The 14,073-nt window shown below is 52.4% G+C and carries 10 protein-coding genes; 1 reads left to right on the plus strand and 9 read right to left on the minus strand.

Annotation, left to right across the window (positions count from 1 at the left end):
* Nucleotide 1 precedes the first annotated feature (1 nt).
* The 8 genes from JRJ22_RS15550 to mutS all read right to left on the minus strand — a co-directional run bounded on the left by JRJ22_RS15550 (nt 2) and on the right by mutS (nt 11,499).
* On the minus strand, nt 2-556 hold the full coding sequence (locus JRJ22_RS15550) for a ribonuclease FAU-1 family protein (protein WP_206100414.1): 555 nt from the start codon (nt 554-556) through the stop codon (nt 2-4).
* A 210-nt stretch (nt 557-766) separates the two neighbouring features.
* Entirely contained in the window at nt 767-3,385 is a 2,619-nt protein-coding gene (locus JRJ22_RS15555; RefSeq protein WP_206100415.1) for a transglycosylase domain-containing protein, read from the minus strand.
* A gap of 137 nt (nt 3,386-3,522) precedes the next feature.
* Nucleotides 3,523-3,762, minus strand: a complete 240-nt coding sequence (hfq, locus tag JRJ22_RS15560) for an RNA chaperone Hfq (RefSeq protein ID WP_054940907.1) — start codon at nt 3,760-3,762, stop codon at nt 3,523-3,525.
* Nucleotides 3,763-4,039: 277 nt separating this feature from the next.
* Nucleotides 4,040-4,402 (minus strand): YmaF family protein, encoded by a 363-nt coding sequence (locus JRJ22_RS15565; RefSeq protein ID WP_206100416.1) that lies wholly within the window; start codon nt 4,400-4,402, stop codon nt 4,040-4,042.
* Nucleotides 4,403-4,602: 200 nt separating this feature from the next.
* Nucleotides 4,603-5,559: a tRNA (adenosine(37)-N6)-dimethylallyltransferase MiaA gene (gene miaA / locus JRJ22_RS15570; protein ID WP_206100417.1), complete on the minus strand. Its 957-nt coding sequence runs from the start codon at nt 5,557-5,559 to the stop codon at nt 4,603-4,605.
* Nucleotides 5,549-6,328 carry a class I SAM-dependent methyltransferase gene (locus JRJ22_RS15575; RefSeq protein ID WP_206100418.1) on the minus strand — a complete coding sequence of 260 codons (780 nt, stop codon included), beginning with the start codon at nt 6,326-6,328 and terminating at the stop codon, nt 5,549-5,551. Before JRJ22_RS15575 ends, miaA begins: the two co-directional genes overlap by 11 nt.
* Before the next feature lie 33 nt (nt 6,329-6,361).
* Nucleotides 6,362-8,398, minus strand: a complete 2,037-nt coding sequence (gene mutL / locus JRJ22_RS15580; protein ID WP_206100419.1) for a DNA mismatch repair endonuclease MutL — start codon at nt 8,396-8,398, stop codon at nt 6,362-6,364.
* A gap of 263 nt (nt 8,399-8,661) precedes the next feature.
* Nucleotides 8,662-11,499 carry a DNA mismatch repair protein MutS gene (gene mutS, locus JRJ22_RS15585; RefSeq protein ID WP_206100420.1) on the minus strand — a complete coding sequence of 946 codons (2,838 nt, stop codon included), beginning with the start codon at nt 11,497-11,499 and terminating at the stop codon, nt 8,662-8,664.
* Nucleotides 11,500-11,697: 198 nt separating this feature from the next.
* Between mutS and JRJ22_RS15590 the strand changes: the two genes are divergently transcribed.
* The gene (locus tag JRJ22_RS15590) at nt 11,698-12,507 is read left to right on the plus strand and encodes a GNAT family N-acetyltransferase (protein WP_206100421.1); all 810 of its coding nucleotides are present in this window, start codon (nt 11,698-11,700) and stop codon (nt 12,505-12,507) included.
* A gap of 104 nt (nt 12,508-12,611) precedes the next feature.
* Here JRJ22_RS15590 and JRJ22_RS15595 read toward each other — a convergent pair whose 3' ends face one another.
* Nucleotides 12,612-14,036 (minus strand): putative amidoligase domain-containing protein, encoded by a 1,425-nt coding sequence (locus tag JRJ22_RS15595; RefSeq protein ID WP_206100422.1) that lies wholly within the window; start codon nt 14,034-14,036, stop codon nt 12,612-12,614.
* Between the last annotated feature and the right edge of the window lie 37 nt (nt 14,037-14,073).

The following is a 14,073-nucleotide window of genomic DNA, read 5'->3' on the forward strand; positions in this document are numbered from 1 at the left end:
TCTATTTCCTCCTGAATTCTCCGTGGTGAAACAATTCGGCACGGTGCTTCAGAGAAAGAGCAAAATAAGGAAAGGCGTGTGCGTCTATGCTGCGCAGAATACTCTTGGCTGTTGCCCAGGCCAGATTATAGTCACTGTCCGTAATATCTTCCCGCTCCAGTGCTTCCTCAAGCTCATCCTCATCGAGCAAAAATACCTCACCGTTCCACAGTACTACAACATCCAGATATAAATCATCAAACCAGGGGACTCCCTGATCTGTAACCCCCTGAACCTTGCAGGTGTCTATGTACCATTGTACAATATTCTGCCGTTCATCAAACATTGCCGTGACAATATAATGACTATCCTTGGGGAAATACTGCAGCCATGAATAGCCTTTGTCCGCGATACGGTATGTATGTCTGCCGTAGCTCTTCCACAGAGGTTCCTTCAGCCCGTAAATAGTATAAAGTGTGATATAACCGCTGAATTCCCGGGTTTCCACATAGCGGCAGGCAAAATGGCGGCGCGTAATCCGGCGCCAGTTGGCCCGGTCTCCGAATTTACGTTTCATATGAATAACCCTCTCGAATAATGGTGTATCCAGCTTAACACATTTGGCAGACACACTCAAAACAAGACTTACAAAATACGACTGCCATCTGTACCACCCAGTTCTCCGCACAAAGAAAAGGGCAGCCCTACCTCCATTGATTCAGAGGTACGGCCGCCGGATTTATGCCTGATTGGCAGAAGCCATTCTAATATATGTTCCTACTTAATTCTACAATGGAGCTGCCGGATCCGCTCCCGCTTCGGTACCGTCAACCGGCCCGGCGTTGCCGCTGCCCGGTGTAACTACCGGAGTAGCAGTCGGTGCCAATGTGGCCGGAGGCTGGGTCGTAGTACTCTCAGGGGGATTTGTAGGTGCTCCGCCGCTGCCGGCTCCATTCCCTGCACCATTACCGTTCCCATTCCCTCCACCATTGCCATTGCCATTACCATTACCATTACCATTACCATTACCGTTATTGCCGCCAGGAACACCGTTTCCGGCACCATTCCCGTTCCCGTTATTTTCACCGTTACCAGGGTTATCTGTCGGTTGATTGGGATCAAGCGTCGGTTCCGGCTCCGTTGTAGGGGCTTCATCCTGTACTGCAACAGTAACAGCTCCGGAAGGCTCGCTTTCCGTATCCAGTTCAGGATAGTAAGCCGTCACATAATACTCATACGTCAAACCAGGCATAGCACTTATGTCGCCTACACTGGTAGACATGGTGTTAAGTAACTGACTATAATCAGCCTCTGAAGTCTCGCGGCGGTAGATGCGGTATTCCACGCCTTCCGTCTGCGCAGGCTCCCAGCTGAGGTTCACGGTCATCGTGGATGGATCATATGCCGCAGTTAAGCCGTTCACAGGCTGCACCGTTTCAGGTGTTGCTGTTGGTTCTGTCTTCACTGCACCCTCAGGTGTAGGGAACGACTTGCTTGGAACTCCCTCCAGCGCCTTTTCCATCACCTTTCCCCAGAATGCAGCAGCAAGCGGGCTACTGTTCTTAAGCAGATGGGTCTTGTTGGGCTTGTCATACCCCATCCAGACTGCTGCGGTCCATTCCGGTGTATACCCGACGAACCAGACGTCTCGGTTAGAGCTGATTCCTTCGTAACCGCTTTGCGTGGTACCGGTCTTACCGGCAACTGGACGGTTGATTTTTGCTTTTTTACCTGTTCCGTCAGTTACGACCTCTTGCATCATTTGTGTCATCTGGTAGGCCGTATTCTCACTCATTACCCGTTCAGGTGTAGTGTTCGCTTTATAGACCGTTTCTCCGTCGCTGTTGGCAATCGACTTAATCGAATAGGCTTCCCTAAGTTCCCCGCCGTTGGCAAAAGAACTGTAGGCCTGGGCCATTTCCAGTGTATTCGTTCCTTTACTCATACCACCGAGCGCGAGCGACAGATTCTTATCATCGTCACTCAGATTAATGCCAAGCTTTTTCGCAAACTGGAAGCCGGTGTTCACACCGATTTCATTCAGCAGCCAAACCGCCGGAATATTCTCTGACTTCGTAATCGCCGCGCTCATGCTGATCGTTGACGAGTACCCGTGCAGGTTGTTCGGACAGTAGGTGCCAAAGCACTGTTTCTCGTTGCTGAGCATGGATTCGCTTGTAAACTTTCCAGATTCTAGAGCCGGCGCATAAGCAACCAGCGGCTTAAAGGAGGAACCCGGAGAACGACGGCTGCCGTTAACACGGCTAAAGCCTTTTTTCTCATAATTGCGTCCGCCCATCAGGGCGACAATGCTGCCGTTTTCCTGATTAATGATGGTCATAGAGCCCTGTACAAGCTCATCGTCCACACTTTCCTCAAAGTTATCGCTGTCGGCAAAAGCATCCTCCACGGTTTCCTGGGCATGCTTATCCATCGTGGTATAGATTTTGTAGCCGCCGATGTTCAAATCATCCTCTGTCAGTCCGAATTTCTCTTCTGCTTCATCAATGGCAAAATCAATAAATGCCTGATAGCGCTGCTTGCTTTCCGGCGGCTTGTAGTTGTAATCCACCACTTTAGCCTCGTCCATCTGTTCCTTAGTGATATAACCCTGATCATACATGAGCTGCAGGACTACTCCCCGGCGCTCTTTTGAGAGCTCAGGATTGCGGAGCGGGTTGTAGCGGGAAGGCCCCTTCGGCATCGCTGCCAGGGTTGCAATTTGCCACAGCTCCAGATCCTTCAGATTGCTCTTGCCGAAATAACGGATCGATGCCGCCTTGATGCCGTACACCGTTCCGCCAAAGGGAATACGGTTAAGATACATCGTGATAATTTCAGGTTTGGTCTTTGTATTCTCCAAAGCTACAGCAATTGATACCTCTGTCGCTTTACGGAAAAAGGTCTTATCGCGTGTAAGGAAGATATTCTTGGCCAGCTGCTGGGTAATGGTACTACCGCCCTCCACCATACTGCGGGCTGCAATATCCTTTACGGCTGCGCGGCCGATCGACCAGAAATCTACACCCTTGTGTTCAAAGAACCGTTTATCCTCTGTTGCGACGAAGGCGTTAATCACCTGCTCCGGAATGTCCTCGTATTCGACCGGATCGCTTTTCTCAAGCGACAGCTCCCCGATCAGGTTCGCATTCCGGTCAAAAATTTGCGTTGGCGGATTCACCGTTAGTTTGTCCTGATTCTCATTCAACAGCTTCTGGCCATTGAGCATAATGAACAGGTAACCTCCAAGCGCACAGAAAATCGCCAGCGCCATTGCAAAAAATAAACTCCACAGCACACGTTTCTTGGTTAGAAACTTTTTCTTTTTCTTAGACTTCCCTTTGGAATTCGACTGGTTCGGTTGTCTGTTTCTATTGTTCGTCCTGGATATTTCGTCTCTGGACATGCTGCCTCCTGACTCCCTTTCGGAAATATCTTCAAATTTGTCGGCACGAATGAAAAGAACAACCTTCGCAGGTTGCTCTCGCGCACTCTATTCAAACGGTTTATAAACAAAAAAGTTTCGCTTTAAAACAGTAAATGTTATTCTTCGTTGCCGCTATCCTGCATCAAAGAGACGCTGCGCTGCGGTGTGAAGGTCGAGATGGCATGCTTGTACACCATTTGCTGGCGTCCGTCACTATCGATGACAATTGTAAAATTGTCAAACGCTTTAATGATTCCCCGGATTTGAAAGCCGTTGGTTAAATATACTGTAGCAGGGATATTCTCTTTACGCAGCTGGTTCAAGAACGTATCTTGGATGTTAATGGACTTGTTCATATGACGTACCCCCAATGGTTCAATTAGATTGTTCAGAAGTATATTCAACACCTGAGAGAAACTTTCCTGCTATTATACCACGTAATATGCAGTTACATCAATTAAGCAGATAGTGCGGACTGTCTTATTCGATGTGTATAATTGTTTGATCATAATCTGTTCTCTCACGTATATGTTAAATCTTCGACCCCCTTCCCGTCAATCTCGCCGCTTTTGGCTGATGATTAAACGTCAATAACCCCGCCTGTCTAAGGACTGGTGGGGCTTCATTCATAGATTAAAGAAGCGGAGATTGGATTAATGTCGCGAAATTAAACGGGTGGACATGCCCGTCGTTCAGTGTGGTCTGTCCTGTTACAAAGTGAACGTGCTTACCATTGCCAACGGATATTGCCGGTCCTGTCCGGACCTTTTTCAGATTGTGAAAATGACCGGCGAAATCTGTTCTGCTGAAATCAATTTCATGAACATGACTGCTTCCGACCCGGATTGCCTGCCCGGTAACTCCTGCGAAGCGGTGGTTATGCCGATCCGCGCCTTCTTCGGCCAGTTTCGTACTGCCTTCAAATTCGTGCACATGCCGCTGAGCCCGTTTAGGATATTTTGGCTTTTGCTTAAGAGTAGAACTTCGCTTTTGCATCCTGTGCCCGCCTCCTTACAATTATGAATTCCAATAGCATTCTATTAAAAAAGTTAGTTGTTAGTGCTAGGCAAGTTTCAGAGAAATATAGCTGCTTTTGAACTTATTTTGATAAAAATAAAAAAGATGCCTTAGAGTGCGCATACACACACTTTACAGGCATCTCAATGCTGCAGATCATATTAGCAATAATTATTGTATCAATGTGTACTCTCAAAACGGCGGTAGATAATCTCACGTATTTTCACAAGATTCTCCGGATAATTCTGTTCATTAAAATCTTCAATCCACTGTATTTCCTTCATATGACGGAACCAGGACAGCTGCCTTTTGGCGAACCGGCGGGTATCGCGTTTGAGAAGTGTAACTGCTTCGTCGTAAGTAAGCTCTCCAGCCAGATAAGCCGCTATTTCCTTATAGCCCAGGCCCTGCATCGATACCAGGCTTCTGTTGTAGCCCTTATCCAGCAGCCCTTGCACTTCTTGGATTAACCCCTGTTCCAGCATCTGGTCAATACGGTCCTCAATACGCTTATATAGGATCTTTCGGTCCATAGTAAGACCTATAAGACACAGCTCGTACGGGGATTCTTTCTTCTGGTCTGCCTGGGCAGCAGAAAGGGTGACCTTGGTCTGGTGATGAATTTCCAGCGCGCGGATAATCCGGCGTCGGTCATTGGGATGAAGCCGGGCAGCACTGGCCGGGTCTACGGCAGCAAGCCGGGCATGCAGCGCCTCTGCCCCGTGCTCTTCTGCAAACGCATCCTGCTCACTCCGGAAAGCCTCATCAGCAACCGCCTCAGAGAAGCGGAATCCGTAGCACAGGGACTCGATATACAGCCCCGTTCCGCCAACTATAAAGGGCAGCTTGCCTCTGGCACTGATCTCTTCAATCAGCCTTTTGCCCTGTTCCTGAAATTCGGCAGCCGAATAGGCATCCTCAGGGTCATGAATATCGATCAGATGATGGGGAATGCCTTTCATTTCAGCGGATGTGATCTTGGCTGTGCCGATATCCATTCCGCGATAAACCTGCATGGAATCTCCCGAAATGATTTCGGCGTTATAAGCCGCCGCCAGCTCCAGGCTCAGCCTGGTTTTGCCCACAGCAGTAGGTCCCAGCAGCACCAGAACTTTGCGTTTAGTCTCAGTTGTCAATGTGTATCACCCCGTACGATATTTTAGCACTCCCCCGGAGAAGTTCCTCAAAACCAAGCCGGGCAAATTCGCTGCTTAACGCCTTCTCCTTGAGCAGGACGGTTTTCCGGGCTATCCGGACCGCTTCTGTGACACTCTCTGCCGAAAGGGCTGCCGTATTAGCAAATTGACGCAGCGGCGAAATCGCTGAGGAATCCATTAAGGGAACCCTAAACATCGGGTCAAAATAAACGATATCGACGCTATTGTCCGGCATAGCGCGTAAATACTGCAAATGCTCGCTGTGTACCACCTGGATACGGCGCAGCGCTTCATTTACCTTAATTTGTCCAGAGGTATAGTGCCTCATGCCTTCCAGGAGCAGGGCATAGAGCGGCAGAGAGCTCTCCAGTGCTGTTACAGCCGACTCTGCTCCTCCGTGCACGGCAAATAGAAGCGAGTCACTCCCAAGGCCTGCTGTGCAGTCCAGCACACTGTCTCCCGGCTGCATTCCTGCAGCTTCAATCATAGGATCAGGCTCACCTTTCAATATCCGTTTCGCCCGGACAAAGCCCATGCTGGGATGGAACTCCATTGGAGGCATTCCCGGTGTAATCAGCCGGACTGCCTCCTGGAGCACTACCAGGATCTCCTCATCCCTGTAACGGTCCACCAGCTTCTTCATGGACATTTTGCCCCGCGGCGCAAATGTTGCACCGGTATGCTCTGCCAGACTTACAGCCCGCTGAACGATTTCCGGTATCGGGTCAAAGCCCGTGGTTATAATCATGATGCCTCCGATCTGCTGCCTTCTTTATCTTTATTACATGACACGTTTGAACAGCTTCTCTAAATCATAAGCGGAGAAGGATACAACGATCGGCCGTCCATGGGGGCAGGTATAGGGCTGCTTACAGGCTGCCAGCCGTGATAAGAGCGCCTCTACTTCCGGCTCCGTCAATTTCTGGTTAGCTTTAATTGAAGCCTTGCAGGAGCATAGAATAGATGATTTCTCGCGCAGCTTCGCCAGGTCAATCGAACGTTCGCTCAGCACCCATTCTGCCATCTCTTCCACTAGTGCCTTCTCTTCCCCCTCCGGGAACCAGTAAGGCAAAGAGCGGACCAGGAACGTCTGGCCGCCGAAATGCTCCAGATAGACTCCAGCCTGCTGGAACCAGTGAAGCCGCTCGCTGAGCTGGCGGCTCTCCGATGGAGTAAACTCCAGAGTAATGGGCAGCAGCAGCTCCTGCGAGGCATCCTCCGGACGACCGAACTTCTCATAGTAATATTCGTAGTTAATCCGTTCATGTGCAGCGTGCTGGTCGATAAGATACAGCCCGCTGTCATTCTGGGCAATAATATAAGTGCCGTGATGCTGGCCAATGTAGTTCAGCTCAGGAAACTGCGGCAGGCCGGAATCGCCATTCCCGCTTGGCGCGTAAAGCTCTTCTGCCGAAGGCAGGCTTCCCCGCCCGGGCATTGCCGCTGCCGGCTGCCGGTAGCTGCTACCGCTCTCGCTTGGCCGGGGATGTGCCGAGTTCTGGGGATAGCTGCCACTATACGCGGACGCACTTTCCCTGGCCTGCGGCTGGAAAGGCTGAGCCTGCCTTGGCCGCTGATCGCGGACGCTGCCGAACAGCGGCGCGCTGCTCTCACCGCCGCCACGGCTAACCTCCGGTGAGGTGGGGTTGTTGCCGGATACGCGTGTATATGACACTCCTGCAGGGCCGGGCACATCCTGTGATCCTGGAGTTCCTGCGGCAGATTCCGATGGCTGAATTGCAGTTCCTTTATTGAAGGCGAACTGCTCCTGTATGAACGAGCTGCTGCCTTTCCCCCCAAGTATTTCTTTGCCGGGGCGGGGGATCAGACTTTGGCCGAGCAGAACCTTGCGGAGCTCATGTTCAACAAAGGCATACAGCTCATTTTCCTTACTGAAGCGGACCTCCAGCTTCGCCGGATGCACATTGACATCCACAAGCGACGGATGCATATCAAACTGCAGCACGAGCAGGGGAAAACGGTTGATCGGCAGCAGCGTATGATACGCCCGCAGGATCGCCGCGTTTAGGCCGTTGCTGCGGATATAACGGCCGCCCACAATCGTGGTGACCGCATTCCGGTTGGAACGGGTCCACTCCGGACGGCTGATGTAACCGGAAATCCGGTAATCCGGATCTTCTGCACTCACTGGCAGCATCGCCTTCGCAGCGGATGTACCGTAGACGGCAGCGATGACCTGAAGCAGATCACCGTTGCCGAGGGTATGAAGCAGCTGGTTGCCGTTATGATGCAATGTAAAGGAGATATTCGGGTGTGCCAAAGCCATCCGGTACATTGCATCCGATATATGCCCGAGCTCAGTCTGGATACTCTTCATATATTTCAGCCTTGCCGGTGTATTGAAAAATAATTCCCGCACAGCCAGATCACTGCCCTTGCCGGACGGATTATCTTCATTCCGGATCAGCTTACCGCCTTCGATATCGATCACTCTGCCTTTGCCGTCTTCGCTGCTTGCGGTCAGCAAGGATACCTTAGACACAGCCGCGATACTGGGCAGTGCTTCGCCCCGGAACCCGAGGCTGGTGATCTGGAACAAATCACGGCCATTGGCAATCTTACTCGTTGCATGCCGGTAGAAGGCAGTCTCGCAATCCTCCGGCTCAATGCCTGAGCCGTTGTCTTTCACCCGGATGCTCTGCAGGCCGCCTTCCTCGACCGCAACCTCGATACGGGTACTGCCGGCATCAATCGCGTTCTCCACCAGCTCCTTTACCACAGAAGCAGGCCGTTCCACTACCTCTCCGGCAGCAATCTGGTTGGCAATATGCTCGTCCAGCACATGAATTTTGGCCATGAATCGTTCACCTCGCGGTTATATAAATTGAACCTATGATTATTTATTTTGGGATTAGCCGTGACTACAGAGAATGTTTGGACTTTCGTCCGCTGCCCGCCTGCAGATTTCTTGATTTTACTATAATTAGCGGTAGAAATCCGCAGACAAAGGCGGACGCTAACGCTCCTACTGTTCCAAAATTCCCCTCGGCCACTTTTCCAAAAATGCATATTTTCATGTTCAATCTATATAGAAATTTTTATCAGGCAACTGCCGCACTATTATAGTCCTTTAGCTTTCAATTTCAGCTCGTTCAGCAGACTCATGGCCTGCAGCGGGGTCATATTCATCAGGTCTGCGCCCTGTACGGCAGCGACCAGCTCTTTTACCACAGGATTCTCCTTCACTGTAGGTGCAGACACGGGTTCAGCACTGCCCTTCCGGCCCTTACGCGGCTCTTCTTCCCCGAAAATCGACAGTTGGACTACTTCCTGTTCTGCGGCATCTTCAAAGGAAGCAAGCGAAACGGCAGACTCGGCATAAGCCGAACCACTGGAAAGAGCTACGGAAGCGGAGTGTGAATTCACTGTCTGCAAAGAATCCATTGTCGGCACAGCGTAGCTGCCCTGCGGCTGTCCAGGTGATTGCTGAACCTCCTCTCGGACTTCGCCAGGCAGGCTCTGTCCCTCATACCCGGAGCCATAATTCAGCGTTTTCCTTCCCTGAGGCGCGGCCTGTTCAATGCTTTGGAGTAATCCGTACGCCCGGTCAATAATGCCTTCAGGCAGTCCTGCCAGCCGTGCGCAGTAGATGCCGTAACTGCTGTCAGCTGCTCCAGGCACGAGCTTGCGCAGGAAGTTTACTTTGTCCCCGCTTTCCTGAACAGCCATTGAATAGTTACTCAGCCCCTGGAGACTCTCCTCCAGATGAGCCAGCTCATGAAAATGCGTGGAGACAAGCGCTTTGCAGGCAATTGTATCATGCACATATTCAATAACCGCCTGGGCAATCGCCATGCCCTCGCTGGTCGAAGTTCCCCGGCCCAGCTCGTCGATGATAATCAGACTGCGTGAAGTTGCTTTCTCGGTCATGACCTGAATATCAGCCATCTCCACCATGAAAGTGCTCTGCCCGCCGATCAGGTCATCCGCTGCTCCGATCCGGGTAAAGATCCGGTCGATCAGCGGCACCTCAGCACTCGTTGCCGGCACGAAACAACCGATTTGCGCCAGGATACAGATGAGAGCTACTTGGCGCATATAGGTGCTCTTACCGGCCATATTGGGTCCGGTAATCAGCAGAATATTCCCTTCGTCCTTACTGAGTGTACTGCCGTTGGCAATAAAGGCAGAATCCTTCAGCACCGCTTCCACCACAGGGTGGCGTCCGCCCTCCAGCCGCAGGTCATACCCGTCCGACAGCTTAGGCTTTACAAAACGATGCTCGGCGCTGACAGCTGCGAGGCATTGATAAACATCGATTTCCGCGACTTTTTCAGCCAATGCCTGCAGGCGCGGAATTTGTGCGGCAATTCGGTCACGCAGCTCGGTAAAAAGACTGTATTCCAGATCAGTCATCTTATCCTGTGCTTCCAGAATTAAAGCTTCTTTCTCTTTGAGTTCCGGTGTAACATAGCGCTCGGCATTCGCCAGCGTCTGCTTACGCTCATATCTGCCTTCAGGCAGGGAAGAGAGGTTCGAACGGGTGATTTCAATATAATAGCCGAAGATTTTGTTATAGCCGATCTTCAGGGACTTAATGCCTGTTGCGACCCGCTCCTTCGCCTCCAGCTCGGCAATCCAGCGCTTGCCGCTCGTGCTGGCTTCCCGCAGCTCATCCAGACGCTCATGATAGCCTGTCCGGATGATTCCGCCGTCCCGCACCGACACCGGCGCATCTTCAACAATGGCCATATCAATGTCATCACGCAGTTCGGCGCACTCATCCATAGAAGCTCCGATTTCCCGTAGTGTCGCGGACCCGGAGGTCAGGCACATATCCTTGAGTGACGGAATCTGCGCCAATGACAGCTTGAGTGCATTCATATCGCGGCCGTTGGCACTGCCGAATGCAATGCGTCCGACCAGCCGTTCCAGGTCATAAATCTCCTTGAGAGCTCCACGGAGATCTTCGCGTACGATAAACTGGTTATATAAATAATCGACAGCTTCCAGCCTCCGCTCAATCGGAGCGCGCTGCAGCAGCGGCTTATCAATTCTCCGGCGCAGCAGGCGGCCGCCCATCGAGGTTTCGGTGCGGTCCAGCAGCCAGAGCAGTGAGCCTTTTTTGGAGCGTTCACGCACGGTCTCGGTCAATTCCAGATTGCGGCGGGTGAACGGATCAAGAATCATATAGTTCCCGGGTTCATACGGTGAAATCTGGCTCAGCTGACCGAGCGAACGGCGCTGGGTTTCGCTTAAATAGGAGATCAGGAGCGCCAGACATTGGCCACGCTCCTTCTCCAGGCGCACCCATGCTGCTTCACCGAACTGGCGGCGGGCCAATTCCTCTTCCCGTTTATCCCAAGGGGTGTACACTACAGGCTTGGCCAGCAATGAAGCTTCACTGCGGAGCTGATCCAGCAGTGCGGCATCCCCGATAATCTCCGCTGGTTCATAAATGCCAATCTCGTCACGCAGCCACTCGGCTCCTGACAGAACAGACGTCACGTACAGCTCTCCTGTCGTCAGATCGCAGGCGGCCAGTGCCATCATTCCGTCATCTTCAGTGACACACACGAGATAATTATTGCTTTTATCCGTAATAATCTTCCCGTCCATAACGGTCCCCGGTGTCACCACACGAACGATATCACGCCGCACCATACCTTTGGTTACAGCCGGATCATCCAGCTGCTCACAGATCGCGACTTTGTAGCCTTTTTCAATCAAACGCTGTATGTAACCTTCGGCTGCATGATAAGGCACCCCACACATCGGAATCTTCTCATCACCGCCGCCCTCCCGGCCGGTTAACGTTATCTCAAGCTCCTTCGAGGCAAGAAGCGCATCATCAAAGAACATTTCATAGAAATCGCCCAGCCGGAAAAAAAGGAATGCGTCCTGCGCCCCTTCCTTTACCTTTAAATATTGCTCGATCATCGGCGTATATTTTGCCATTGTTAACCTCCATGCCAATTCTTCTGTATTCTCTATTATACCAGAAACTCGCATAGCAAAGTTACTCTGCCAAATCATTAATCATTATTACCAGTAGTCCGGTGAGCAAAAGACGACAGACAAATGACCAGTCCAATATTATAATGTAAGATTATGGGCAGACAACAATTTCTAACGCAGACAAGGAGCGGATTTGGGATGATACGAAAATTGCATGAAGCTGACCGGACACGGCTGATGGAGCTCGTTGGCCGCAATCCGGCAATCAACCTGTATATTATCGGGGACGTGGAGAACTTTGGCTTTGATCAGGAGTTTTTGGAGCTGTGGGGTGAATGTAATTCTCCGGATGGTCCGCTAAAAGCAATACTGGTCCGTTACTATAACAGTTATCTGCCTTATGCCGAAGGCCCGTTTGACGTGGACGGTTTTGCCGGGCTGGTGCGCTTGAATAAAGAGGCTGAAATGATATCCGGGGCTACAGATGTTGTGCAGGCTTTTAGAGAACGGATGAATATCCGGGATGAAAAGCAAATGTACTTCGCGGAGCTGAAGGAATTGGGAGAAGTCCCACGCCCCGCTACAGCTGCTTCACTTGCCATCCAAAAGGCGACGATTCAACATGTCGATGCCATCTGTACACTGACAGATCAGATTGAGGAATTTCTCAGCAGACCTGATGATTCGCGGAAAAGTCTGCACAAAACGCTGGAAAGCGGCACGGGCCGAACCTATTTCGTAGAGCAGGACGGGAAGATTATTGCCACAGCATCCACCTCTGCAGAGAATTCACTGTCGGCGATGATCGTTGCTGTGGCTACTCATCCACAATACAGGAATCAAGGGCTAGCGTCTCACTTAATGGCTAAGCTGTGCGCGGATATGCTTGCAGAAGGCAAATCCCTGTGCCTTTTCTACAATAATCCTCAAGCCGGCCTGATCTACAAAAAGTTGGGCTTCCGCGACATCGGCTCATGGACAATGATGTATTTAAATCCGCCGTTATAATTTGTTTATTACGGGAACTAATTAACAAGATAAGCGCTGAGGACCATTGATTCGGGCACCGGCGCGGTTTGCCGGCAAATCAGAGGGATAAATACCTTTGATCTTCACACCGGCGTGCTCTGTGAGCAACCCTGCCACAACATGCGGATATCGCGTGACTCATCCCATGTCCGTTCTGCTGCGATGTACTCCAGCAGCGGTTCAACATACCGGGCGGCCTGGGCATAGCCGCGAAGGGACCTCAGCTGCGCCTGCAGCGGGATAAAAGCTGCGCGCAGCGGGGTTTTGTTGCCGCTGTAATAAGCGGCATGCAGATCTTCCCGGTCGAGCGGGCGCAGCGCAAGGTCTTCGTAGCGGCTCACAATCAGGTGAGCCAGGAAGACCGCGCCTTTGGCGATGACCGGGGACACCAGGAAGCTCGGCAGGGTCCGGTATTCGAAGCCGCCATGCGGCTGAATCCGGAAATCGCCGAGCACGCCGTAACGCGGACGCCGGGCAGTCGCCCTGGCGTCCTCGAGCAGCATCAGCGGCAGCGCGAGGTAGTTGTCGAGCGCGCGCAGCAGCGGCGCCGTCAGCGTCACGCCGCTGAAGTGCAGATGGCCGCCGAGGGCCCAGCCTCTCAGCGGCATCCCTCCCGCACGCCAGCTCAGCGAGCGGTCGGCGACAAGCCGGTCCGCTGCCCTGGCGGCGGACATCAGCTGAGCCAGCAGCGCGCGCGGTTCCCCGCGCGGTGCAGGGCGCAGCTCGGCGACCGGGAACATGCCCTGTGTTCCCGGGGGCCCGGCGTCGCAGCCCGCGACGCCATCCAGGGGCAGGAACCGCGACGCGGGCACGACGCGGCCGGAGCTCCCCCGGAGCAGGAGGAACTCCGGGTCCATGCCCATCAGCAGACCGGGGCGGCCGGGCTGCTCCCCGGCCAGTGCCAAGGCCAGCGCCTGTGAAGCAGCCTGGAATGGCGCCGGCAGCGGCTGGCCAGGTGTGTTAAGCAGCGGAATAACATCCTCTACTGCATAATGCCGCTCGCCCATAGCGGTTAACCACACCACACCACTATCCAATCCCAAGCTGTAAAGCGCACGTATCGCCGTTCCCCGCAGCAATCCGGCTGTTCCACGCCGCATGACCGGAAGACTGTTACCCTCCTGCTGGCCATCCCAAGCGCCAAAGCCGTTTCCTGCATTCCCAAGCCCGTTTCCGCCTGTAAATCCCGAATTGACTGTCTCCCGCTCAGCAGCAGTTCGAAGACCTCCGCTATGCAGGTCCTTCCTCATAGCCTGTCCTGTACCAAGTGCCTGGAACTGAATTACCTCAAGATTGAACACACTAACCCGGTAACGCTGTTTATGCGAAATGCTCTCTGGTTCAGAACCATATGTATTTACTGCCTTTTTATTAGAGTTGCCAGCCTTCGCTTGCCTCGGCTTTCCCTCTCCCGCAGAAGTCATTGCCGCATGGAGCCCGCAGCGCAGCAGTCTGGCTTCCCGTTGACCCGGTGTTAACCCGACGAACACGTTAAGCCCTTCATTCATCGCCTAACTCCTTCCCGTGATGGCTCTTAATCGTTCA

It is taken from the genome of Paenibacillus tianjinensis (genome assembly GCF_017086365.1).
Taxonomy (GTDB): Bacteria; Bacillota; Bacilli; order Paenibacillales; family Paenibacillaceae; genus Paenibacillus_AQ; species Paenibacillus_AQ tianjinensis.